Raw genomic sequence first — 23,102 nt, forward strand, 5'->3', positions numbered from 1 at the left:
GGAGTAGGGAGGGGGGAAAAAAACCCCCCCCACCAACCCCCCCCCCCCCCCACCCCCCTCCCCCCCTCTGGGCCGCTGTCGTTGCGGGTGGTGCCGGGGCTCAGTCGTTGGCCGGAGTCCGCCGCCTCCAGCGGCCCCGCTGGGTGCGCCACAGGAGTTTCTGGGCGAGCAGGGTCAGGACGCCGGCCAGCATGATGCCGAGAAGGTTCAGCAGCAGCTGCTGGACGGAGCCCGACATCTGGCCGAACTCGCCGTAGCCGAGGGCCACGGCCGCGTTGGCGGCCGCCGGGACCGTGGTCACCGAGATCGCGACGCCGACCAGCGCGCCGGACTTCGCCGAGGTCAGGGACAGCACCCCGGCGACGCCGGCGAGCAGCGCCACGACGAACGAGAACAGGTCCGGCTGCCAGATGAAGCTGGTGTTGGGGCGGGGCTTGTCCAGCATGTCGTGGTGGAACAGCCCGAGCGCGTCCATGACCAGGGTGAAGACGGTGGTCGCGACCATCGCGGCGGCGAAGCCCACCAGCAGGGCGATCAGCGAGCGGACGGCCGGCTTGGGCGCGCGCTGCACCAGGGCGGTGCAGACGCCGGCGAGCGGGCCGAACTCCGGGCCGACCGCCATCGCGCCCACGATCAGGATGGCGTTGTCGAGGACCACGCCGCAGGCCGCGATCATCGTCGCGACGATCATGAAGGCGCTGTAGGTGATGGTGAGGGTGGACTCCTCGTGTGTCGCCTCGCTCAACTGCTCCCACAGGACGGCGTCGGCGGCCTCGCCCGGGGCCTCCTCCTCGGCCCGGTCGGCGCGGTCCGAGAGGGACAGGTCGATGTTCTCGACCGCGATCGACCCGTCCTTGTCGATGCCCAGCTCCCTGAGCTCGTTCAGGAGCTCGTCGCCCGCCTCGCGCGCGACGTCGCACAGCACGATGTCGCCCCGCGGGATGCGGGCGGCGCCGGGCAGCACGGCCAGATGGGTGGTGCCGACCGTCCTCTCGACGATCTTGACCACGGCATCGGTCCGGTCCGACGGAATGATCATCCGTAGATGCAGCATGGCCGCACCCTAGCCTCCGGCGGCCCCGGGTTTCAGGTGGCGCTCAGAGCTTGCGCAGACTCAGCTTCTGCACCTTGTGGTCCGGGCCCTTGCGGACGACGAGGGTGGCGCGGCCGCGGGTCGGGGCCACGTTCTCCAGCAGGTTGGGCTTGTTGATGGTCCGCCACATCGTCTGCGCGTACTCCAGCGCCTCCTCCTCGGAGACCTGGGTGTACTTGCGGAAGTAGGAGAAGGGGTTCTGGAACGCCGTCTCGCGCAGCTTGCGGAACCGGTTGAGGTACCAGCGCTCGATGTCCTCGGGGCGCGCGTCCACGTACACGCTGAAGTCGAAGTAGTCGGCGAGGCCGACCCGGGTGCGGCCGTCCTTGCCGGGCATGGCGGGCTGCAGGACGTTGAGCCCCTCGACGATCAGGATGTCGGGACGGCGTACGACGAGCTCCTCGCCGGGGACGATGTCGTAGATCAGGTGGGAGTAGACGGGGGCCTTGACCTCGTCCTTGCCCGCCTTGATGTCGGCGACGAAGCGGGTCAGCGCCCGGCGGTCGTAGGACTCCGGGAAGCCCTTGCGGGCGGTCAGCCCGCGCCGCTCCAGCTCCTTCATCGGGTACAGGAAGCCGTCGGTGGTGACCAGCTCCACGCGCGGGTGCTCCGGCCAGCGGGCCAGCAGCGCCTGGAGGAGACGGGCCACCGTGGACTTGCCCACGGCGACCGAGCCGGCGACCCCTATGACGAAGGGGGTGCCCTGCTGGGCGCCGTGGCCGTTGCCGGCGTCGCCGAGGAAGGTGTTGAGGGTGCCGCGCAGGTTGCTGGTGGCGCCGACGTACAGGTTCAGCAGGCGGGAGAGCGGCAGGTAGACGTCGCGGACCTCGTCGAGGTCGATGACATCGCCCAGTCCGCGCAGCCGCTCGACCTCGTCGGCCGTCAGCGGGAGCGGAGTGCGCTCGCGCAGGGCGCTCCACTCGGCACGGGTGAGGTCCACGTAGGGGGAGGCCTCGTGGCCCCGGCGGCGCGTGGGGTGCGCGGCGTGCTCGGCGGGCCCGGGGTGCTGGGGCTGCTGGGCCTGCTCAGCCTGCGTCGGGGGCTCCGATCCGTCGGGGCGCTCCGTTGCGCGGTCCGGCGTGCTTCGTGGCGGCGAAGAGATCACACGGCCATTGTCACGGGTCGCGGGCCGCCGTGGGTGGTGTGGTCGGTCACGTGGAGTGGGGTCTTATGGCCCGGGGTGGGTGGGTTGTACGGGGGCGGGTCTCGATTGGAGGGATCTGCGGTCTCGGCGGGGTCACGATGCGTGCGGCGCGCGAGTAATGGGGCGGCGGCCGTGCCGGGGTCCCCGTACGGTGTTGATCACCGCAGTTCTGGAGGGGCGCCCCCGCTTTCGGGGCGCAGCCGCGTGCTGCCCATTCGCTGATCCCGTGGGGGGAAACATCGTGCGTACCGCACTCGTCCGCCGTACCGTCCTGTCCGCTTCGGCCCTGTCCCTGGCGCTGCTCGCCACGGCGTGCGGCGGCTCCGGCACGACCGACGCGAAGGACGACACCAAGCCGTCCGCGTCCGCGTCCGCTCCGGCGGCGCCCGCGGCGAAGGCGAAGACGGATGCCGAGCTCGGCGGCCTGATCGTGGCCCAGGCGGACCTGCCGGACCACGTCCTCAAGGGCGCCACCCCTGAGGAGGCCACGGCCGGCGCCGGGGCCACCAGCGACAAGCCCGCGTGCGTTCCGCTGGTCAAGGCGCAGTCCATGGCCGCGCAGGGCGCCGGCACCGGCACCGCGCGGGTCAAGGCCGTGGCCAAGCCGAAGGAGCCGGCCGCGGACGCGAGTCCCGAGGAGAAGGCGGAGGCCGCGATGAAGGCCCTCGGCGCGACCGCCACCGCCGTCACCCTGGAGTCGTTCGAGGGCGCGGGCGCGACGGAGGCCTTCGCCTCGCTCAAGAGCGCGGGCGCGGCGTGCGCCGGCGGCTACACGGCCACCCAGGCGGGCGAAGCGGGCAAGATCACCAAGGTCACCGCCGGCACCCCCGTCACCGGTGGGGACGAGGCGCTCGCCTACACGGTCGTGGGTGACGCGGACGGCGAGTCGTTCACGACGCAGCTCGTGGTGGTGCGCCAGGGCAACACCCTCGCCACCTTCTCCGCCATCAGCCTGGCCGGTAAGGCCGAGCAGCCGACGGCCGTCGTCGCCGCGCAGCTCAAGAAGCTCGCCTGACGGTTCGTCCGCCCTGCCCGTTCCACACGGGATCAGACCCCGCCCCGGCGCATTCGCCGGGGCGGGGTTTTCGTCTTGTTCAGGTACCGGGCACGGAGCCAACTACGGCGTACCCTGCGGCTTATGTGCGGAATCGTGGGTTACGTGGGAGCGCAGTCGGCGCTCGATGTGGTCATTGCCGGACTCAAGCGGCTGGAGTACCGCGGCTACGACTCGGCGGGTGTCGCCGTGCTCGCCGACGGGGAACTCGCCGCCGTCAAGAAGGCCGGCAAGCTGGTCAATCTGGAAAAGGAGCTGGTCGGGCACCCGCTGCCGGCCGGTTCCACGGGGCTCGGACACACCCGGTGGGCCACCCATGGGGGTCCCACCGACGTCAACGCCCACCCGCACCTCGACAATTCGGGGCGCGTGGCCGTCGTGCACAACGGGATCATCGAGAACTTCGCCGCGCTGCGGGCCGAGCTCGCCGAGCGCGGGCACCGGCTGGAGTCCGAGACGGACACCGAGGTCGTGGCGCACCTGCTGGCCGAGCTGTTCGAGGGCGCGGGCGGGGACCTGGCGGAGGCGATGCGGCAGGTGTGCCGGCGCCTCGACGGGGCCTTCACGCTGGTCGCCGTGCACGCCGACCAGCCGGACGTGGTGGTCGGCGCGCGCCGCAACTCCCCGCTCGTGGTGGGTGTCGGAGAGGGGGAGAACTTCCTCGCCTCCGACGTGGCCGCCTTCATCGCGCACACCCGGTCCGCGATCGAGCTGGGGCAGGACCAGGTCGTGGAGCTGCGCCGCGACGGGGTCACGGTGACCAACTTCGACGGCACGGCAGCGGACGTGCGGGCGTACCACGTGGACTGGGACGCCTCCGCGGCCGAGAAGGGGGGCTACGACTACTTCATGCTCAAGGAGATCGCCGAGCAGCCGAAGGCCGTCGCCGACACCCTCCTGGGCCGGATCGACGCCAACGGCCTGCTCACCCTCGACGAGGTGCGCATCCCCGACTCGGTGCTGCGCGAGGTCGACAAGGTCGTGATCGTGGCGTGCGGTACGGCGTACCACGCGGGCATGATCGCGAAGCTGGCCATCGAGCACTGGACCCGCATCCCCTGCGAGACGGAGCTGGCCAGCGAGTTCCGCTACCGCGACCCGATCCTGGACCAGCGGACGCTGGTGATCGCGATCTCGCAGTCCGGCGAGACGATGGACACCCTGATGGCGCTGCGCCACGCGCGCGAGCAGGGGGCCAAGGTGCTGGCCGTCTGCAATACGAACGGCTCGACGATCCCGCGCGAATCGGACGCCGTGCTGTACACGCACGCCGGACCCGAGGTGGCCGTCGCCTCGACCAAGGCGTTCCTGACGCAGCTCGTGGCCTGTTACCTGGTCGCCCTCTACCTCGGGCAGGTCCGGGGCACGAAGTGGGGCGACGAGATCCGGTCGGTGATCCGGGAGCTGTCGGACATCGCCGCGGCGGTGGACACCGTACTGGAGACCATGGAACCGGTACGGGAGCTGGCGCGGTCGCTCGCCGACAAGAACACCGTGCTGTTCCTGGGGCGGCACGTCGGCTACCCGGTGGCGCTGGAGGGGGCGCTCAAGCTCAAGGAGCTGGCGTACATGCACGCCGAGGGCTTCGCGGCGGGCGAGCTCAAGCACGGGCCGATCGCGCTCATCGAGAAGGACCTGCCGGTCGTGGTCGTCGTACCGTCGCCGCGCGGGCGCTCGGTGCTGCACGACAAGATCGTGTCCAACATTCAGGAGATCCGGGCGCGCGGGGCGCGGACCATCGTGATCGCCGAGGAGGGGGACGAGGCGGTGGTCCCGTACGCCGACCACCTCATCCGCATTCCGGCCACCCCGACGCTGCTCCAGCCGCTCGTGGCCACCGTGCCGCTGCAGGTGTTCGCGTGCGAGCTGGCGACGGCCCGTGGCAACGAGGTGGACCAGCCGCGTAACCTCGCCAAGTCGGTGACTGTGGAGTGAGCGCAGCGAGCGGAGCAGGTCGCCGACAATTCAGCACCGCGGTGACGGTGGAGTAGTCGGCTGGGCTGGAGCTGTTGTTGTGATTATCGGGGTCGGGATCGACGTGGCGGAGATCGAGCGGTTCGGCGCGGCGCTGGAGCGCACGCCGCACCTGGCCGAGCGGCTGTTCCTCGACTCCGAGATGACCCTGCCGAGCGGCGAGCGGCGCGGAAGCGCCTCGCTCGCCGCCCGGTTCGCGGCCAAGGAGGCGCTGGCCAAGGCGCTCGGCGCGCCCGGCGGGCTGCTGTGGACCGACGCAGAGGTGTACGTGGAGGAGACCGGGCAGCCGCGCCTGCGGGTGACGGGCACGGTTGAGGCGCGGGCGCTGGCGCTGGGCGTGAAGTCCTGGCACATCTCCCTCAGCCACGACGCGGGCATCGCCTCCGCCGTGGTGATCGCCGAGGGGTAGGGCCTCCGTCGGGCAGGCTGGGGGCATGCGTACTGCTTACAGCGTGGAGACCGTACGGGCCGCCGAGCGCGAGCTGATGGCCCGGCTGCCCGAAGGCACCCTGATGCAGCGGGCGGCGGCCGGACTGGCCGCCGTCTGCGTGCGGTTGCTGCCCCGCGTGTACGGGGCCCGCGTGGTCCTGCTGGTCGGCCCGGGGGACAACGGCGGCGACACCCTCTACGCGGGCGCGAAGCTGGCCCGGCGCGGGGCCGGGGTGACGGCGGTCGCGATGGATCCTGCCCGGCTGCACGCGGGCGGGCTGGCCGCGCTGCGGGCCGCCGGCGGGCGGCTGGCCGGGGCCGTGCCCGAGCGGGCCGACCTGGTGCTCGACGGGCTGGTCGGCATCGGCGGCCGGGGCGCGCTGCGGCCGGCCGCGGCCGCGCTGGTGGAGCGGATCCCGGCGGGCGCGGTGGTGGTCGCGGTGGACCTGCCGAGCGGGGTGGACGCGGACACCGGAGAGGTGGCCGGAGCGGCCGTGACGGCGGACGTGACGGTGACCTTCGGGGCGTACAAGCCGGGCCTGCTGATCGACCCGGGGGCATCGCGGGCGGGGGCGCTGCACCTGGTGGACATCGGGCTGACTTTCGGGACTCCGGAGATGGAGGCCCTGCAGCACGCCGACGTGGCGGGGCTGCTGCCGGAGCCGGCGGCGTCCAGCGACAAGTACCGGCGCGGCGTGCTCGGGATCGTCGCCGGGTCCGCGCGCTACCCGGGCGCGGCGGTGCTCGCCGTGGCGGGGGCGCTGCGGGGCGGCGCGGGCGCGGTGCGCTACGTGGGGCCGCCCGCGGTGGCGGACGCCGTCCTGGCCCGGTACCCGGAGACGCTGATCGGAACCGGCCGGGTCCAGGCGTGGGTGGTCGGGCCCGGGCTCGGCGACGAGGGCGGCCCCGAGGTGCGGGAGGCGCTGTCGCAGCCGGTGCCGGTGCTGGTGGACGCGGACGGGCTGCGCGGGCTCGACCCCGGCGAGCTGCGGGCCCGGGCGGCGCCGACCCTGCTGACCCCGCACGCGGGGGAGGCGGCGGCGCTGCTGGGGCTCGCTCGGGAGAGGGTCGAGGCGGGGCGGCTGGAGGCCGTACGGGGGCTCGCGGAGCGGTACGGGGCGGTGGCGCTGCTGAAGGGGTCGACCACCCTGATCGCCCCGGCCGGGCCCGGCCCCGTCCGGGTGAACCCGACCGGGACCCCGTGGCTTGCCACCGCCGGGAGCGGGGACGTGCTGTCCGGGCTGGCCGGGTCCCTGCTGGCGGCCGGCCTGCCGGCCGTGGACGCCGGGTCGGTGGCGGCGTACCTCCACGGCCTGGCGGCCCGCCTCACCGGTGGCCCCCTCCTGGCCCACCAGGTGGCCGAAGCCCTGCAGCGGGCCTGGCGCGAGGTCGCTCGCTCCGGACGGGTCGAAGGGTCGCCTCGAACGCGGGGGAGCAGGGGCCGTTCGGGGGCCACGTAGGGTGATCGTGATCCGGGGCCGGTGCCGTGTGTTCGGCCGTCCCGGGGGCCGCCTTGAGCCTCCACATCGTGGCGCCAGGTGGCCCAGGACCACCTGGGGAGGGGTTTTGAGAAGTTTCATGGTGCCCGAAAAGTGGCGTGCCGCCACCGGGCTCATGGCTGCCGCGGCTGCGGCGGCATCCCTTCTGACGGCGGGACCGGCGCAGGCCGAGGAGGCCGTGCCACCGCCGGCGGCGGGTCAACTGCGGGTGATCTCGTGGAACATCTGCGGTGAGGCGGGCGGCACCCGCGGGGACGTCAACTCGCCGGGCTACTGCCCGAAGCGCAACGAACCCGCGCTGAAGATGAAGGCGGTCGCCGCGCTCGCCACGAAGCAGCAGGCAGATGTGGTGATGCTGCAGGAGGCCTGCGGCTCTCGGGACAAGTCGCCGGTCGAAGACCCGGGCCAGACCCACGAGGAGGTTCTGGAGGCCGAGCTCCCGGGCTGGACGATCGTCCACGCGGTCGGTGACCGGGGGAAGGACGGGACGGGGGCTGTCCAGACGAGCTGCCGCGGCACGGCGCTCGCCGGTCACCTGGGCGTGCTGATCGCGGTCAAGGGGGCCGTGCCCGACACAGTCGTCCAATCGTTCGAGACGGCTCCGGCAACGCTCACCGCGACGGACTTCACGTCCGTTCCCCATGCGGTCACGCCGACCTCCGGGGAGATCACCGCGCTGTCCGGCCGCATCCAGCCCGCGCTCTGTGTCCGCAAGGAGGGCTGGCCGGACAAGATCTGCACCACGCACCTCCTCGCCGGGAAGGAGACGGAAGCAGGCAAGCGCACGCCCGAGAGCGTGGTCCGCGGGATGCAGGCCCAGGCGATCCGCTCGAAGCTCGGTGCGGAATTCGGTGCCGGACTGATCCTCGGCGGGGACCTCAACGCGAGGGAGACGGACCTTTCCCTGGCGCCGCTCGCCGGGAGTCTCGCGCGCTACACGAACGACGAGTTCACCCACATGGGGTGGGAGAAGCCGACGGCTGTCGCCGGCCCGGGCAAGGCGGCGCCCCACCGGTACGACCACGTCCTCACCGGCAAGCGGAACCACTTCACCTCCATCGAGGTCGACCACTCCCTGATGGACCTGACGGACCCCTACTCGGTGCCGGTGGAACCGGCGGGCGTGTTCTCCGACCACGCTCCCGTCATCACCACCGTGCGCCGCGTGCCCGGGGACCTCGACGGTGACGGCCTCCCCGACCTCCTCGCCGTGGACGATGCCAAGGGCGAGATGCGCCTGCACCCCGGCAACGGCCACGGCGGCCTGGGAGCCTCCGTCCTCGTCGGGACGAAGGGGTGGTCGGGTGCCTCGGTCACCCACCGGGGGGACTGGACCGGCGACGGTGCGGAGGACATCGTGGCCCGGGTCCAGGGCGAGCTGAGGCTCTTCCCGAACCTGGGCGACGGCAGGATCTATGGGCACACCGTGCTGGCGACCGGGCTGCCGGACACCGCGAAGATCGTCGGAGTCGGTGACGCCACCGGCGACGGCTTCCCCGACCTCGTCGCCCAGTACGGCGACGCGCTGTACCGCTACGACGGTGTTCCCGCCGTTCCCGGCACGCCCGTCTCGGTGAAGCCGCCCGTGAACCTGGGTACCGGTGGCTGGGACGTGATGACGCTGACCGCGCCCGGTGACGCCGACGGCGACGGCCGGGTCGATCTGCTGGCCCGCAATACGACCGACGGCAATGTGTGGCTGTACCACGGCCGTGACGGCGGCAGCTTCGGCAGCACCGGCACCCGCACCCCCTTCGGCCACGGCTACACCAGGGTGGACCGCCCCCGGATCGCGGCGGGCGCCGACGCAAACGGGGATGGCACAGCCGACATGTGGGCGACCACGAAGGAAGGCCGGCTCCTGTTCTACCCGGGCGGAACCGACGCCCTGGGCAACCCGGTGGATCAGACATCGGCCTCCCCTTCCGTCGAGGTCGCGGCCGGCGGATGGTCCGGCACCGGGTCTCTCGGCTGACGGACCCGGAAAAGGACGTCGTAAGGGAATTTCGAGTAGGCGGGGCCCGGCGGAAGTCCACCGGGCCCCGCCTGTTCGGCCCGCCGGGTGGGGCTCTGAGAGACTGTGGGGGATGAACGAGACAGCCGCGCGCGTGTACGCCGAGATCGATCTTGACGCCGTCCGGGCGAACGTACGGGCCCTGTGCGAGCGGGCGCCCCGCTCCGCCCTGATGGCCGTCGTGAAGGCGGACGCCTACGGGCACGGGGCCGTGGCCTGCGCCAGGGCCGCCCAGGAGGCGGGTGCGAGCTGGCTCGGGACCGCCACGCCCGAGGAGGCCCTCGCCCTGCGGGCCGCCGGGCTCGAAGGGCCCGTCCTGTGCTGGCTGTGGACCCCGGGCGGGCCCTGGCGGGAGGCCATCGAGGCCGGTATCGACGTGTCCGTCAGCGCGATGTGGGCCCTCGACGAGGTACGGGAGGCCGCCCGCGCCGCCGGACTGACGGCCAGGATCCAGCTCAAGGCAGACACGGGCCTGGGCCGGGGCGGCTGCCAGCCCGCCGACTGGGAGGCCCTGGTGACCGCGGCCGTCGCCGCCCAGTCCGAGGGGACCGTCCGCGTCACCGGCGTCTGGTCGCACTTCGCCTGCGCCGACGAGCCCGGACACCCCTCCATCCAGCTCCAGCTGACCGCCTTCCGCGACATGCTCGCGTACGCGGAGAAGGAGGGCGTCGAGCCCGAGGTCCGTCACATCGCCAACTCGCCGGCCACGCTCACCCTCCCCGAGTCCCACTTCGACCTGGTCCGCTGCGGCCTGGCCCTCTACGGGGTCTCGCCCGCGCCCGAGCTCGGCACCCCCGCCCAGCTCGGCCTGCGGCCCGCGATGGCCCTCAAGGCCACCGTCGCGCTGGTCAAGACCGTGCCGGCCGGGCACGGCGTCAGCTACGGCCACCACTACGTCACCGAGCGGGAGACCACCCTCGCGCTGATCCCCGCCGGCTACGCCGACGGCGTCCCGCGGCAGGCGTCCGGGCTCGGCCCGGTGCTCGTCGGCGGCCGCATCCGCACCGTCGCCGGGCGCGTGGCCATGGACCAGTTCGTGGTCGACCTGGACGGCGGTCACGCCCGCGCCGGCGACGAGGCCGTCATCTTCGGGGACGCCGAGCGCGGTGAACCCACCGCCGAGGACTGGGCTCGAGCGGCGCACACGATCGCCTATGAGATCGTCACCCGTATCGGGGGCCGGGTGCCCCGCGTGTACCGGGGCGGCTGAGTGAGGACGGCGGCGTGAGCGAGAACTGGCGCAAGGCGGGCTGGGCGGGAGCCGCCATCGGCGTGATAGCCGCCGGAGCGGCGGCCGGGGTCGCGGTCGAACGCATCACCGTCGGCCGGGGCATGCGCATGAAGGCGCGCCTCGCCCTCGACTCGACCGGGGACTACGGATCCCTGCGCGGAGCCCCCGGCACCGCGCGGGCCGACGACGGAACCGCGCTCTACTACGAGGTCGACGAGCTGCCCGAGGAGGGCAAGCGGCGCCGCCTGCGCCGCAAGGCCCCGGTCCGGCCGACCGTGGTGTTCTGCCACGGCTACTGCCTCGCCCAGGACTCCTGGCACTTCCAGCGCGCGGCCCTGCGCGGCATGGTCCGCGCCGTGTACTGGGACCAGCGCAGCCACGGCCGCAGCGCGCGCGGCCTGGCCCAGGCGGAAGGCGAGCCGGTCACCTTCGAGCAGCTCGGCCGCGACCTGAAGGCCGTCATCGACGCCGCCGCTCCCGAGGGCCCGCTGATCCTGGTCGGTCACTCGATGGGCGGGATGACCATCATGGGACTGGCCCAGGAGTTCCCCGACCTCATCCGGGACCGGGTGGCCGGTGTGGCCCTGGTCGGCACCTCCAGCGGCCGGCTGGACGAGGTCACGTACGGGCTGCCCACCCTGGGCTTCAGCACCGTACGGCGCCTGCTGCCCGGGGTGCTCAAGGCGCTCGGCTCCCAGGTGGAGCTGGTGGAGAAGGGCCGCCGGGCCACCGCCGACCTGTTCGCCGGGATGGTCAAGATGTACTCCTTCGCCTCGCGCGACGTCGATCCGGGCGTCGCCCGCTTCGCCGAGCGGCTCATCGAGGCAACGCCCATCGACGTGGTCGCCGAGTTCTACCCGGCCTTCCAGGCGCACGACAAGGCGGCCGCCCTCCAGCGGTTCGCGGACATCCCCGTCACCGTCATCGCCGGGGACCGCGACATGGTCACCCCGCCCGACCACAGCCTGGCCATCAAGGAGGCCCTGCCCTCCGCCGAGCTGGTCGTCCTGGAGACCGCCGGGCACCTGATGATGCTGGAACACCCGGACACCGTGACCCGGCTGCTCACCGAGCTCCTCGCGCGCACCGGGACGGTGCCCGCAGCGGCTAACGTTGGCCGGCATGGAAGAAGTACCTGACACGGAAACCCACGTCACGGTCGGCTCGCCCGACGCCATGCAGGACCTCGGGCGCCGGATCGCCGGGCTGCTGCGCCCCGGCGACCTCGTCCTGCTGACCGGGGAGCTCGGCGCCGGGAAGACCACCCTGACCCGCGGCCTCGGCGAGGGCCTGGGCGTGCGCGGGGCCGTGACCTCGCCGACCTTCGTGATCGCCCGGGTCCACCCCTCGCTGACCGGCGGTCCGGCACTGGTGCACGTGGACGCGTACCGGCTGGGCGGCGGGCTGGACGAGATGGAGGACCTGGACCTCGACGTCTCGCTGCCGGAGTCCGTGGTCGTCGTGGAGTGGGGCGACGGCAAGGTCGAGGAGCTGTCCGACGACCGGCTGCACGTGGTGATCAGCCGGGCGGTCGGCCACGAGGAGGTCCTGGACGACGTGCGCGAGGTGACGGTCCGCGGGATCGGCACCCGCTGGTCGGCCGGGGCGGGTCTGGAGAGCCTCGCGGGCGTCCTGTCGCCGGAGTAGGCGGAGCGCGGCGCGGCGCCTGCGCGGTGCCTCGGCGGTGCCTCGACGGTGCCCGAGCAGAGTCCTCGCGGCGCGGACGCGGCGCGAAACGTTCCGACAAGTCGTCGGGAAGATATTGCGCGGGCGGTGGCGCGCGTGGTCACATGGTACCGAGGGCTGGTTAGGCGTACCTAAGTACGGGCTGGCCCCGGCCAGGAGGCAGCCATGTCGGCAACAGGAGCAGCGGGCCGGTTCCCCCGCCCGTCCGCCGTGTCCATGGGGGCGCTGCTCGCCGCGGGCGCCGCCGCCAGCGCCGTGTCGACGCCGCCCGCACGCGAGCCGGCCCCGCAGCCCGATCCCCTACGGGAAGCGGCGGAGGGCAGCGAACAGGCCGCCCCGGAGTCCGAAGCGGCCTGAAGCGGGGGAACGCCTGACGGCAGAGTTGTAAGGCGGAGTCCCTGCAAGGCGGAGTCCCTGCAAGGCGGAGTCGCTGTAAGGCACAGCCCCGTACGAGTGAACTTGGCGTGTCGAGGCCGGGTCAGGGAACGACGACGACCTTCGTGCCGATCGTCGCGAAGGCCCACATCGCGTCCCCGTCCGCGCGCAGCATGCGGACACCGCCGGTCTTCTTGGCCGGGTCGGGCGCGGGCAGGGTGTTGTCCACGCGGGAGCTGAAGCCGACCGTGACGCCCTTCGGACTCGCGAACCGGACAACGTGCTCGATCGGCACCCCGTCCGAGCCGGTCACCTTGCCCGTGCGGCCGCCCACCGTGTAACTGCCGGGCGCCGGGTGCACCGTGCTCGGGACCACCGCGAAGGACTTCGGCTCCCCACCGGGTCCCACCAGCCACACGCGCTTGGCGCTCAGCGAGTACACGACGCGCACGCCGGTACCGGAGCCGGCCGGCAGGGCCACCGGCTTCGACGGGTCCGCCTTGGCGGGTCCGGAGTCGCTCGGAGCGGGCACCGGGCTCTGCGCGGCGGCCTTCGGCGGGAGTTCGGGAGCGGAGGCGGAGGCCTGATAGCCGAGGAAACCGACGACGGCGAGCGCCGCGACGGTGAGCCCGGCCACGATTCCCGAGCTGCTGCGTGCCACCTTGCTCCACCTCTCCGCATGATCAGTCGATGCCAGTCGGATGCCAGGCGGACGATCACACCCCGACACCTGGTCCGAAGGTAGCAGCAGGGGTGCCCGCAGACCGGCCGCAAGGGCCGGGGGCCCCGGAGTCGTAGGCTGTTCGCGTGCTCTTGCTCGCTGTAGATACCGCCACGCCCGCCGTCACCGTCGCCCTGCACGACGGCGAGTCCGTCCTCGCCGAGTCGAACCAGGTCGACGCCCGCCGCCACGGGGAGCTCCTGCTGCCCTCCGTCGACAAGGTCCTCGCCGAGGCGGGGGTCAAGCTCGAAGCCGTCACCGGCATCGTCGTCGGCGTCGGCCCCGGCCCCTACACCGGACTGCGCGTCGGCCTCGTGACCGCGTCCACCTTCGCCTCCGTCCTCGGCGTGCCCGTCCACGGGCTGTGCACCCTCGACGGCCTGGCCTACGCGGCCGGTGCCGCCGGGATCGAGGGCCCCTTCACCGTGGCCACCGACGCCCGGCGCAAGGAGGTCTACTGGGCGCGTTACGAGGACCCGCGCACCCGGACCGGCGAGCCCGCGGTGGACCGGCCGGCCGAGATCGCCGAGCGCGTCGCCGGACTGCCCGCCGTCGGACAGGGCGCGCGGCTGTACCCGGAGGTCTTCACCGACGCGCGGGCCCCCGAACACCAGAGCGCCGCCGCGCTGGCCGCCCTGGCCGCGGAGAGGCTGGCGGCGGGGGAGGCATTCCTGCCGCCGACCCCGCTCTACCTGCGCCGGCCCGACGCCGAGGTGCCCAAGAACTACAAGGTGGTCACCCCGCAGTGACCGCCACCTCAGCCACCCCGGCCGTCGTCCTGCGCGAGATGCGCTGGTGGGACATCGGGCCCGTGCTGGAGCTGGAGCACGAGCTGTTCCCCGAGGACGCCTGGTCCGCCGGGATGTTCTGGTCCGAGCTGGCCCACGCCCGCGGCCCCGGCGCCACGCGCCGCTACGTCGTGGCGGAGGAGGCCGGCCGGCTCGTCGGCTACGCCGGGCTGGCCGCCGCCGGGGACCTGGCCGACGTACAGACCATCGCCGCGGCCCGCGACCAGTGGGGCACCGGGCTCGGCGCCCGGCTGCTGACCGAGCTGCTGCGCGCCGCCGGCGCCTTCGAGTGCGCCGAGGTGCTGCTGGAGGTGCGGGTCGACAACGTCCGGGCCCAGAAGCTCTACGCCCGCTTCGGTTTCGAGCCGATCGGCTTCCGGCGCGGCTACTACCAGCCCGGCAACGTGGACGCCCTCGTGATGCGCCGGCTCTCCGATCCCGCGGCCCCCGCCGACCCCGACTCCGCACTCCCCGACTCCGTACCCCTGCAAGGTGAGACGACCCATGGCTGACGAACCGCTCGTCCTCGGCATCGAGACCTCCTGCGACGAGACCGGCGTGGGCATCGTCCGCGGCACCACGCTGCTCGCGGACGCCATCGCGTCGAGCGTCGACGAGCACGCCCGCTTCGGCGGGGTCGTGCCCGAGGTGGCCTCCCGCGCGCACCTGGAGGCGATGGTCCCCACCATCGAGCGCGCCCTGAAGCAGGCCGGGGTCAGCGCCCGCGACCTCGACGGCATCGCCGTCACAGCCGGCCCCGGCCTCGCGGGGGCCCTGCTGGTGGGCGTCTCCGCCGCGAAGGCCTACGCGTACGCGCTGGGCAAGCCGCTGTACGGGGTGAACCACCTGGCCTCGCACATCTGCGTCGACCAGCTGGAGCACGGGCCGCTGCCCGAGCCGACGATGGCGCTGCTGGTCTCCGGCGGGCACTCCTCGCTGCTGCTGGCCCCCGACATCACCTCCGACGTGCGGCCGCTCGGCGCGACCATCGACGACGCGGCGGGCGAGGCCTTCGACAAGATCGCGCGCGTCCTGCAGCTGGGCTTCCCCGGCGGCCCGGTCATCGACCGGCTCGCACGCGAGGGGGACCCGAAGGCGATCGCCTTCCCGCGCGGGCTGACGGGGCCGCGCGACGCCCCGTACGACTTCTCCTTCTCCGGGCTCAAGACCTCGGTCGCCCGCTGGATCGAGGCGAAGCGCAAGGCGGGCGAGGACGTGCCGGTGCGCGATGTGGCGGCCTCCTTCCAGGAAGCCGTCGTGGACGTACTGACGCGCAAGGCGATCCGTGCCTGCAAGGACGAGGGCGTCGACCACCTGATGATCGGTGGCGGGGTCGCGGCCAACTCCCGGCTGCGCAGCCTCGCCCAGGAGCGGTGCGATGCCGCGGGGATCATCCTGCGGGTGCCGCGGCCGGGGCTGTGCACGGACAACGGCGCGATGGTGGCGGCGCTGGGCGCGGAGATGGTCAAGCGGAACAGGGCTCCCTCGGACTGGGACCTGTCGGCGGACTCCTCGCTTCCGGTCACCGACCCGCATGTTCCCGGCCATTCCCACGGCCATTCTCACGGGGACGGCGGCGGCGAGGGGCACACCCACGGGCACGGCCATGCGCACGACCACGACCACGTGCACGAGCTGAGCAAGGACAACCTCTACTCGTGAGCACCGTCGCGCTGATGTGGGAGGCCCGGTCCGTGCCCGGCCGGGCCAACGAGCTGCTGGAGTGGGCTCGTTCGCAGATCCTGGCCCAAGATCCGGTGCGGCGCGAGGTGTTCAGCGCCCCGCAGGACCGGGTGCTCGTCATCACCTGGTGGGAGACCCCCGAGGGGATCGGCGCCGAACTGCCCGAACTTCCGGAGCCCGCAGCCGATTTGATCACACGGGCGGTCCACCGCTGGCGCTTCGAATCGGTGGAGGTGGGGGAGGCCGACGGGAGCTGACGCTCCGTCCGGCGGTCCGTCGGGACCCGTGGCGTGCGGATATGGTCATGTGCATGCCCCGTCGTGACCTGCCGCCGCCGCCCCCTCCGCCGCACCTGCGCGCCTGGTTCGACGAGCACGCCGTACGGGCCGTACGGGCCGACCGCGCCCGGTTCCTGGGGGAGCTCGGGCGGCGCAGCCTGGGCTTCGGCCGGCTCCTGCTCCTCTGGTCGGTCTCGGCGGTCTTCGCCCTGGGCTGGACCTTCGTCGCCATGGCCCTGATGGCCATCGAGGCCGGCGACCCGTTCTCGTACCTCTTCGGCCTGATATTCGCCGCGCTCGGCGTGGGCGTGCTGATACCGGCCGGATTCTGGTTCGCCCGGGGCGCCAAGCGGGACCGGCAGGTGCGCCGGCTGCTGTGCGCCTGGGCGGAGCTGGACCGGGACCCGCCCGTGGACGCCGCCGTACGCGCGCCCGGCCGCAGCCTGATCTGGCTGCTGGCCTCCCTGGCCCTGGGCGGGCTCGGACTCTGGGTGACCTTCGCGGGGGCGGCGGAGGCCCGGCCCGGATCCGACTCCTACGGAGAGGCCGCCTACACCGTGGGCATCGGCATGATCCTGTGGATCACCGCCCTGCTGGGCCTCGGCAAGGCGGGCGCGCACCACCGGTGGGCCCTGCGCGTCTTCGGGGGACCGGTAGGGAGCCCCGGCGGACCGTCAGGGGCGGGCGGTCGGTGAGCCGATCAGCATCGAGGGGGCCCCGGCGACCCGGGTCAGGAACACCGTGGCGGAGTTCGGGCCCTGCGGCTTCACCTTCCTGCGCAGCTCCTCGGGCTCGATCGCGGAGCCGCGCTTCTTCACCGCGAGGATGCCGACCCCGCGCTCGCGCATCAGCGCCTTGAGCTTCTTCAGCCCGAACGGCAGCACGTCGGTGATCTCGTACGAGGTCGCGTACGGGGTCTCGTGCAGCTCGTCGGCGGTGATGTACGCGATGGTCGGGTCGATCAGCCGCCCGCCCAGCTGCTCGGCGACCTCGGCGACGAGGTGGGCGCGGATCACGGCCCCGTCGGGCTCGTAGAGGTAGCGGCCGACGGGACCGGCCTCGGGGTCGGGCAGCGGATCGGCGGTCGCCAGCGCGCGCGGACCGGGCAGCAGGGTGGCGCGGATCTCGCCCGGAGCCGTCCCGAACCACAGCACGGCCTCCTTCACGTCCCCCTGGTCGGAGATCCACTCGGCCTGCGCCTCGGCGGGCACCGCCTCGTGCGGGATCCCGGGGGCGATCTTGATGGCGGCGACCTTCGCGGCGCGGGCGGTGGCGATCGCCCAGGACAGCGGAGGGGAGTAGGACTCGGGGTCGAAGATCCTGCCCCGCCCGCCCCGGCGGGCCGGGTCGATGAAGACGGCGTCGTAGCCCGCGGTGTCGACCTCCGTCACATCGGCCTCCCGGACCTCGATCAGGTCCGCCAGCCCGAGCGCCTCGGCGTTCGCCCGCGCGACGGCGACGGTCAGCGGGTCGTGGTCCACCGCCAGGACGCGGATGCCGAGCCGGGCCAGGGCCAGCGCGTCCCCGCCGATCCCGCAGCAGAGGTCCGCGAGGCTCCGTACGCCGAGGGCGGCGAGCCGCTCGGCGCGGTACGAGGCTACCGAGGCGCGGGTGGCCATCTCCCCGCCGCCGGGGGTGAAGTACATCCGGTGGGCGTCCTCGGCCCCGAACTTCGCCACCGCGCGCTGCCGCAGCCGGGCCTGTCCGAGGGCGGCGGAGACCAGTGCGGCGGGGTGTTCGCGGCGCAGCCGGGTGGCGACGGCGAGCTCCTGGGCGGGGTCGTAGTCGCGGAGCGAGTCGAGGAGGGCGTGGCCCTCGGGGGCGAGGAGCGCGGCGAAGTCTTCGGGGGTCACGGGTCCATTGTCGGCCACGGTGGGCCACTCGGAGGAAGGTCGGATTCCCCTCGCGGTGTCGGCCGGGGTGCGTGCATGGCTGGTGTAAAGATGCCCAACTATGCAGCTAGTCCGACAAAAGGAACATAAGACGCAACACGGTCACCGGATCGCGGCAGTCGCGCGCGGCCGGTTGGGTACGGCCGCGATGGCCGCACTGCTCGTCGCCGCACTCGGCACGGGCTGCGGAGCCGGCGGGTCCGAGACGCCGGACAAGGCCGCCAAGGCGAAGGCCGCCGCGGGGGCCGCCGGCGAGCAGGCCGGGGCGGCCGGAGCGCTCGGCACCTACGCCGAGAGGCTCAAGGCCCTCCAGCAGGCGAGGATCGTGGCCGCGAAGAAGTGGGGGCTGGTCAAGCCGCCGCTCGTCGCTCCGCAAGCGCCCAAGGAGAAGCCGGAGATCAGCACCCGCGACGGCTTCGAGGTCGAGGGCCAGGACGAGCTGCCCCCCGTCTTCACCACCGTCCCCACGGAGGAGAAGGTCGTCTTCCTGACGATCGACGACGGGGCCGAGAAGGACCCCGAGTTCCTGAAGATGATGCAGGAGCTGAAGCTCCCGTACACCGCCTTCCTGAGCGACTACCTGGTCCGGGACAACTACCCGTACTTCAAGGAGATGCAGGCGGCGGGCGTCACGCTGAACAACCACACGCTCAACCACCGCTACATGCCGGCGCTCTCGTACGAGAAGCAGCGCCAGGAGATCTGCGGACAGCAGGACACGATCGAGAAGACGTTCGGCAAGCGTCCGACGCTCTTCCGGCCGCCGTACGGGAACTACAACGAGGACACGCTGCGCGCGGCCAAGTCCTGCGGGATCAAGGCCGTTCCGCTGTGGAACGAGGAGGCCTTCCCCAACCGGATGGACTGGCGGGAGTGGGACAAGGACCTGCACCCCGGGGACATCATCCTCACCCACTTCCGGGGCAAGGAAGACTGGAAGGGAAGCATGACTGACATGATCCGTCACGTCATGAAGACCGTCACGGACAAGGGTTATGCCGTGGCTCGCCTGGAGGACTACTTGTGAAGCACGCGCGCCGGTTCGTAGCCGGAACGCTGACGGCCGGCGCGCTCGCGCTGTCCCTGACGGGGTGCGGGGACAGCGTGGACCCCATCGAGAGACTGGGGCGCAAGACCACGGAGGCCAGGTCGACTCCATCGCCCTCGGGGGCGGCCTCCCCCTCCGCGGCGGCCAAGGGATCGACGGCCGCGGCGGACGAGGCGTACCGGAAGTGGGGCCTCAGCGGCCCCCTCCAGTACGCGCCCAAGCCCGCCGCCAAACCCCGGATCGCCCCGGCCGGGGCGGGGCGGGTCCAGGTCGTCGACCGAATACCCGTCCCGGCGGACGACAAGGTCGTCTTCCTGACGTTCGACGACGGTGCCGAGAAGAGCCCCGAGTTCCTCAAGATGGCCGCCGATCTGAAACTGCCGATCAGCATGTTCCTGACGGACAACATCGCCTCGTCGGACTACGGCCACTTCGAAAAGCTCCGCGACAACGGCTCCGACAGCACGATAAACAACCACACCCTGACGCACCCGAACCTCCGCACCCTGTCCTTCGAGGGACAGAAGAAGGAGATATGCGGGCAGCAGGAACGCCTGGAGAAGCGCTTCGGCAAGCGGCCGACGCTCTTCCGCCCGCCGTACGGCAATCACAACGACGACACCCTCAGGGCCGCGCACGAGTGCGGGATATCCCAGCTCCTCCTGTGGCGCGTGTCGATGCAGATCAACAACTTCCAGTACGCCGAGGGCTCCGCCCTCAAACCGGGTGACATCATCCTGGCCCACTTCCGCGGCCCCTCGGAGCTGAAGGGCACGACGGAGACCGAGATGACGACCCGGATGCTCCGGCGGATACAGGAGCAGGGCTACCGGATCGGCCGCCTGGAGGACTACCTGTAAGAGGGGGCGGGGTGGGGTTCGGGCCCGGCCGTCGGCGCGACCGTCGGAGTGATCGTCGTTTCCGCCGGGCCCCGGGCGTCCGCCTCGCGCTGTCTTTCGGTGCTGTCGGAGATGCGCAGCAGCAGGGCGATCATGATCCAGTTGGCCAGGAGGGACGAGCCGCCCGCGGCCAGGAAGGGCAGGGCCTTGCCCGTCAGGGGAATCAGCCCCGTGACGCCGCCGGCCACGATGAAGACCTGGAGGGCCAGGGCGGACGACAGGCCCACCGCCAGCAGCTTGCCGAAGGGGTCGCGGGCGCCCAGCGCCATCCGCAGCCCGCGCTGCACGAGGAGCGCGTAGAGGATCAGGACGGCCATGACCCCGGCCAGGCCGAGCTCCTCGCCCACCGTCGTCAGGATGAAGTCGCTGCGGCCCGCGAACTTGATCAGCTCGGGATGGCCCATGCCGAGGCCCGTGCCGGAGATGCCGCCCGTGCCGAAGCTGAACAGTGCCTGCGCCGACTGGTCCGAGACGACGCCCGGCGGCCGGTCCTTCCAGTAGTACGACAGCGGGTTCAGCCAGGCGGCCACGCGGGCCTTGACGTGCGGCTCCGTCGTGCCCACGACGAAGGCGCCCGCCGAGGCGAGCACCAGGCCGACGACGATCCAGCTGGTGCGTTCCGTGGCCACGTAGAGCATGACCACGAAGACGCCGAAGAAGAGCAGCGAGGTGCCGAGGTCACGCTCGAAGACCAGCACCATCAGCGAGATGACCCACACGGTGATGAGCGGGCCGAGCTGACGCATCGGCGGCAGCCGCATGCCCAGGAACTTGCGGCCCGACAGGGCCAGCGCATCGCGGTGGATCACCAGGTAGCCCGCGAAGAAGACCGCAATCATGATCTTCACGAACTCGCCGGGCTGGACCGAGAGCGCGCCGAACTTGATCCAGCGCTTCGCCCCGTAGGTGTCCGCGCCGAAGAAGGCGGGCGCGATCAGCGCCACCAGCGCGACGACCATCGTGATGTAGATGAACCGCTGCAGCAGCCGGTGGTCGCGCAGCAGCCCCAGCACCGCGATGCAGACCGCGACGCCGATCACCGTCCACATCAGCTGGCCGGGCGCCACCGCTTCGGAGTTGTACCGCTCGATGTACCCCTGGTCCAGGCGGTGCAGCAGCACCAGCCCCAGCCCGGTCAGCAGCAATGCCAGCGGGAAGACCAGCGGATCCGCGTACGCCGCGAACCGGCGCACGGCCAGGTGTCCGACCAGCGCGAGCAGCGTCATGCTGACCACGAAGCCGGTGAGACCGCTCGGCAGCTCGTCGTTCATCGCGAGGCCGGCGCTGATGTGGCCGGAAACGGTCACCGCGAGGACGAGGAGGAGCAGCAGTGCTTCCGTGCGGCGGCGCGCGCCCGCCGTGGTCAGGGGCTTCAGTCCACGCACGGGACGCCGCCGCCGTCGAGGGCGGGGGCTGCGCTGCCGCTCCGGGACGGTGCGGGGGCGGGCGCGGAGCTCTGGGGGGAGCCAGGGGCCGAGCCCTGGGGTGCGGAGGGCGTGCCCAGTGAGGAGGGAGCGGCGCCAGGTGCGCTCGGGCTCGCAGCGTCCCCGGGCCCGATCCGCTCGGCTATGAACCGCTTTATCTTCATATCGTCTACGACGTTTATCTCGGCGTCATGGTTCCGGCCGAAGCGTTCGATGGGAAGCGTCACAAACTCCACGTTGCCCCCGGACAGGTTCTTCGCCTGCTTCACGAACGACAGCAGGTCCCACCCCTGATCGGTGACCACGTCCTGCTTCGCCGCGTCGATCAGCTTCATCAGCTTCAGCGGATCGGTGAAGGTCCCGGCCTGGTTCAGCTTGTACGTGGCCCCCGCCAGGAACGCCTGCTGGCGCTTCGTCCGGTCCAGGTCGCCCATGGTCAGGCCGTGCCGCTGCCGTACGAACGCCAAGGACTGCTGCCCGTCGAGCGTCTGGCGCCCCGCCGGGAAGTCGGCCCCCGAGTAACGGTCCTTCGCCGGCTTGTTCAGGCACACCGGTACGCCGCCCAGAGCGTCCGCGAGGTGATAGAAACCGGCCAGGTTCAGCTCGGCGAAGTGGTCGATCGGCACGCCCAGGAAGGTGCGCACCGTCTCCAGCTCCGCCTTGCGCCCCGCCTCGCGCCCCTCGCGCTCCAGCTGCCGCGGGTCCTTGACCCCCTTGGCGGTGAGCTGCGCCTCCACCTTGGCCTTCGCCCGCCCGTAGGCCTCCTTGATCTTGGCCTTGCCGGTGAAACCGGGCACGCCGTGCAGCTCGACGAAGTCGTCGCGCGGCACCGAGAAGGCCTTCGCCCTGCCCCCGTCGCCAGGGACGTGCAACAGGATCAGGGTGTTGGTGTTGTAGCCGCCGACGTCGGAGCTCGCGCCCGCGTGCAGCTTGTCGAGGACCGCCGGGGGGAGGTCCTCGCCGTTCTGGTCCCGGCGGCTGTCCAGGCCCATCAGCAGGATGTTCACATCGCCGTACTTCGACTTCTCGGCGCCCTCCAGGGCCTTGGAACTGCCGATGCTGGAGGCGAGGTCGTCGTACAGGTACCAGGCACTCGCCCCCGCGAGCACCACCAGGGCGCAGCCGGACGCGAGCAGGGTGCGGGTGAGCCTGCGGCGGCGGGACGCGGACACCGGGGACTTCGGTTCACGGGTCTTCCTGCGGTGGGCGCTCATGCCTGTCGATGCTGGGGGAGCGGTGCTGAAGGAACCCTGAGGGTCCTGAAGACGCCTTCAGGGACGGGCTCGGCGCAGTGGTTCGGGGGAGGCGGCCGGGGCGGGCAGGCGCAGCACCAGCCGGGCGCCTCCGGCGGGCGCCGGGAGCGCGCTGACCTCACCGCCGTGCGCCCGGGCGATCTCCCGGGCGATGGCCAGCCCCAGGCCGGTGCCGCCGCCGGCCCGGCCCCGGTCCGCGTCCAGGCGTACGAACCGCTCGAAGACCCGGTCCCGGTCCGCCTCCGGGATGCCCGGCCCGTCGTCCGCGACCTCCAGCAGCGCCCAGCCCTCCGCGGCCGAGGCCCGGACCACGACCCCCGTACGGGCGTACCGCAGGGCGTTGTCCACCAGGTTGGCCAGCGCCCGCTCCAGCCGCGCCGGATCCCCGGCGGCCGGTACGGGAGCCCGCGCGTCCAGCCGGAGCGCGACCCCGGTCTCCGGGCGCCGCGCCGCGTCCTCGGCGGCCAGCAGCGCGAGGTCCACCGGCTCGGTGCGCGGCGCGGGCCCGCCGTCGAGGCGGGCCAGCAGGGGGAGAGTGGACAAGGCTGGCGGCGGCCCCCCTCCGTTGGCCAGGGCAGACGCAAACACACCCCCCTCTAGGGGCCCCCCAAACCCCT

Annotated in this window: 23 protein-coding genes; 16 read left to right on the forward strand and 7 right to left on the reverse strand. The window is 72.5% G+C overall.

What is annotated here, in order from left to right:
- Window positions 1-100 precede the first annotated feature (100 nt).
- Entirely contained in the window at window positions 101-1,054 is a 954-nt protein-coding gene (locus tag ACFWBW_RS24040; RefSeq protein WP_385375765.1) for a DUF389 domain-containing protein, read from the reverse strand.
- A 43-nt stretch (window positions 1,055-1,097) separates the two neighbouring features.
- Complete coding sequence (coaA, locus tag ACFWBW_RS24045) at window positions 1,098-2,033, reverse strand: type I pantothenate kinase (RefSeq protein ID WP_327257621.1); 936 nt, start codon at window positions 2,031-2,033, stop codon at window positions 1,098-1,100.
- Window positions 2,034-2,478: 445 nt separating this feature from the next.
- Between coaA and ACFWBW_RS24050 the strand changes: the two genes are divergently transcribed.
- The 9 genes from ACFWBW_RS24050 (at window position 2,479) to ACFWBW_RS24090 (ending at window position 12,481) form a co-directional block, all read left to right on the forward strand.
- Window positions 2,479-3,252, forward strand: a complete 774-nt coding sequence (locus ACFWBW_RS24050; protein WP_385375768.1) for a hypothetical protein — start codon at window positions 2,479-2,481, stop codon at window positions 3,250-3,252.
- A 123-nt stretch (window positions 3,253-3,375) separates the two neighbouring features.
- The gene (glmS, locus tag ACFWBW_RS24055) at window positions 3,376-5,226 is read left to right on the forward strand and encodes a glutamine--fructose-6-phosphate transaminase (isomerizing) (protein WP_385375771.1); all 1,851 of its coding nucleotides are present in this window, start codon (window positions 3,376-3,378) and stop codon (window positions 5,224-5,226) included.
- A gap of 79 nt (window positions 5,227-5,305) precedes the next feature.
- Window positions 5,306-5,674 (forward strand): holo-ACP synthase, encoded by a 369-nt coding sequence (locus ACFWBW_RS24060; RefSeq protein WP_385375774.1) that lies wholly within the window; start codon window positions 5,306-5,308, stop codon window positions 5,672-5,674.
- Between the two features lie 25 nt (window positions 5,675-5,699).
- Window positions 5,700-7,154, forward strand: a complete 1,455-nt coding sequence (locus ACFWBW_RS24065) for an NAD(P)H-hydrate dehydratase (RefSeq protein ID WP_385375777.1) — start codon at window positions 5,700-5,702, stop codon at window positions 7,152-7,154.
- A gap of 118 nt (window positions 7,155-7,272) precedes the next feature.
- On the forward strand, window positions 7,273-9,168 hold the full coding sequence (locus ACFWBW_RS24070; RefSeq protein WP_385375780.1) for an FG-GAP-like repeat-containing protein: 1,896 nt from the start codon (window positions 7,273-7,275) through the stop codon (window positions 9,166-9,168).
- Between the two features lie 112 nt (window positions 9,169-9,280).
- Window positions 9,281-10,417 (forward strand): alanine racemase, encoded by a 1,137-nt coding sequence (gene alr, locus ACFWBW_RS24075; protein WP_385375782.1) that lies wholly within the window; start codon window positions 9,281-9,283, stop codon window positions 10,415-10,417.
- A gap of 14 nt (window positions 10,418-10,431) precedes the next feature.
- On the forward strand, window positions 10,432-11,577 hold the full coding sequence (locus ACFWBW_RS24080; protein WP_385375785.1) for an alpha/beta fold hydrolase: 1,146 nt from the start codon (window positions 10,432-10,434) through the stop codon (window positions 11,575-11,577).
- Window positions 11,561-12,085 (forward strand): tRNA (adenosine(37)-N6)-threonylcarbamoyltransferase complex ATPase subunit type 1 TsaE, encoded by a 525-nt coding sequence (gene tsaE, locus ACFWBW_RS24085; RefSeq protein WP_385375788.1) that lies wholly within the window; start codon window positions 11,561-11,563, stop codon window positions 12,083-12,085. The genes ACFWBW_RS24080 and tsaE overlap by 17 nt, the downstream gene beginning before the upstream one ends.
- 204 nt (window positions 12,086-12,289) lie before the next feature.
- Entirely contained in the window at window positions 12,290-12,481 is a 192-nt protein-coding gene (locus tag ACFWBW_RS24090) for a hypothetical protein (protein WP_385375791.1), read from the forward strand.
- A 121-nt stretch (window positions 12,482-12,602) separates the two neighbouring features.
- On the opposite strand, the gene ACFWBW_RS24095 is transcribed toward ACFWBW_RS24090, so the two are convergent.
- The gene (locus ACFWBW_RS24095; RefSeq protein WP_385375793.1) at window positions 12,603-13,160 is read right to left on the reverse strand and encodes a hypothetical protein; all 558 of its coding nucleotides are present in this window, start codon (window positions 13,158-13,160) and stop codon (window positions 12,603-12,605) included.
- 146 nt (window positions 13,161-13,306) lie between these two features.
- Between ACFWBW_RS24095 and tsaB the strand changes: the two genes are divergently transcribed.
- The 5 genes from tsaB to ACFWBW_RS24120 are packed head-to-tail and all read left to right on the forward strand — an operon-like array spanning window position 13,307 to window position 16,664.
- The gene (gene tsaB / locus ACFWBW_RS24100) at window positions 13,307-13,969 is read left to right on the forward strand and encodes a tRNA (adenosine(37)-N6)-threonylcarbamoyltransferase complex dimerization subunit type 1 TsaB (protein ID WP_385375796.1); all 663 of its coding nucleotides are present in this window, start codon (window positions 13,307-13,309) and stop codon (window positions 13,967-13,969) included.
- 38 nt (window positions 13,970-14,007) lie between these two features.
- On the forward strand, window positions 14,008-14,520 hold the full coding sequence (gene rimI, locus ACFWBW_RS24105) for a ribosomal protein S18-alanine N-acetyltransferase (protein ID WP_385375921.1): 513 nt from the start codon (window positions 14,008-14,010) through the stop codon (window positions 14,518-14,520).
- Entirely contained in the window at window positions 14,513-15,670 is a 1,158-nt protein-coding gene (tsaD, locus tag ACFWBW_RS24110) for a tRNA (adenosine(37)-N6)-threonylcarbamoyltransferase complex transferase subunit TsaD (RefSeq protein WP_385375799.1), read from the forward strand. The genes rimI and tsaD overlap by 8 nt, the downstream gene beginning before the upstream one ends.
- Window positions 15,667-15,948 carry a hypothetical protein gene (locus tag ACFWBW_RS24115; RefSeq protein WP_385375802.1) on the forward strand — a complete coding sequence of 94 codons (282 nt, stop codon included), beginning with the start codon at window positions 15,667-15,669 and terminating at the stop codon, window positions 15,946-15,948. Before tsaD ends, ACFWBW_RS24115 begins: the two co-directional genes overlap by 4 nt.
- A 53-nt stretch (window positions 15,949-16,001) precedes the next feature.
- Window positions 16,002-16,664, forward strand: coding sequence for a hypothetical protein (locus ACFWBW_RS24120; RefSeq protein ID WP_385375804.1), 663 nt, complete (start codon window positions 16,002-16,004; stop codon window positions 16,662-16,664).
- On the opposite strand, the gene ACFWBW_RS24125 is transcribed toward ACFWBW_RS24120, so the two are convergent.
- Window positions 16,644-17,822: a methyltransferase domain-containing protein gene (locus ACFWBW_RS24125; RefSeq protein WP_385375807.1), complete on the reverse strand. Its 1,179-nt coding sequence runs from the start codon at window positions 17,820-17,822 to the stop codon at window positions 16,644-16,646. The two genes, ACFWBW_RS24120 and ACFWBW_RS24125, sit on opposite strands and share 21 nt — an antisense overlap.
- Before the next feature lie 100 nt (window positions 17,823-17,922).
- Between ACFWBW_RS24125 and ACFWBW_RS24130 the strand changes: the two genes are divergently transcribed.
- Both ACFWBW_RS24130 and ACFWBW_RS24135 read left to right on the forward strand, forming a co-directional pair.
- Window positions 17,923-18,888 (forward strand): polysaccharide deacetylase family protein, encoded by a 966-nt coding sequence (locus tag ACFWBW_RS24130; protein ID WP_385375809.1) that lies wholly within the window; start codon window positions 17,923-17,925, stop codon window positions 18,886-18,888.
- Window positions 18,885-19,769, forward strand: coding sequence for a polysaccharide deacetylase family protein (locus ACFWBW_RS24135; RefSeq protein WP_385375812.1), 885 nt, complete (start codon window positions 18,885-18,887; stop codon window positions 19,767-19,769). Before ACFWBW_RS24130 ends, ACFWBW_RS24135 begins: the two co-directional genes overlap by 4 nt.
- Here the strand turns inward: ACFWBW_RS24135 and ACFWBW_RS24140 are convergent.
- The 3 genes from ACFWBW_RS24140 to ACFWBW_RS24150 are packed head-to-tail and all read right to left on the reverse strand — an operon-like array spanning window position 19,760 to window position 23,028.
- Window positions 19,760-21,193: an FtsW/RodA/SpoVE family cell cycle protein gene (locus ACFWBW_RS24140; RefSeq protein WP_385375815.1), complete on the reverse strand. Its 1,434-nt coding sequence runs from the start codon at window positions 21,191-21,193 to the stop codon at window positions 19,760-19,762. The genes ACFWBW_RS24135 and ACFWBW_RS24140 overlap by 10 nt on opposite strands.
- A complete protein-coding gene (locus tag ACFWBW_RS24145; RefSeq protein WP_385375818.1) occupies window positions 21,181-22,446 on the reverse strand; it encodes an LCP family protein in 1,266 nt (421 codons plus the stop codon). The genes ACFWBW_RS24140 and ACFWBW_RS24145 overlap by 13 nt, the downstream gene beginning before the upstream one ends.
- A 57-nt stretch (window positions 22,447-22,503) precedes the next feature.
- Window positions 22,504-23,028 carry an ATP-binding protein gene (locus ACFWBW_RS24150; RefSeq protein ID WP_385375821.1) on the reverse strand — a complete coding sequence of 175 codons (525 nt, stop codon included), beginning with the start codon at window positions 23,026-23,028 and terminating at the stop codon, window positions 22,504-22,506.
- Window positions 23,029-23,102 lie beyond the last annotated feature (74 nt).

Source organism: Streptomyces sp. NPDC059957, from assembly GCF_042730015.1.
GTDB lineage: Bacteria > Actinomycetota > Actinomycetes > Streptomycetales > Streptomycetaceae > Streptomyces.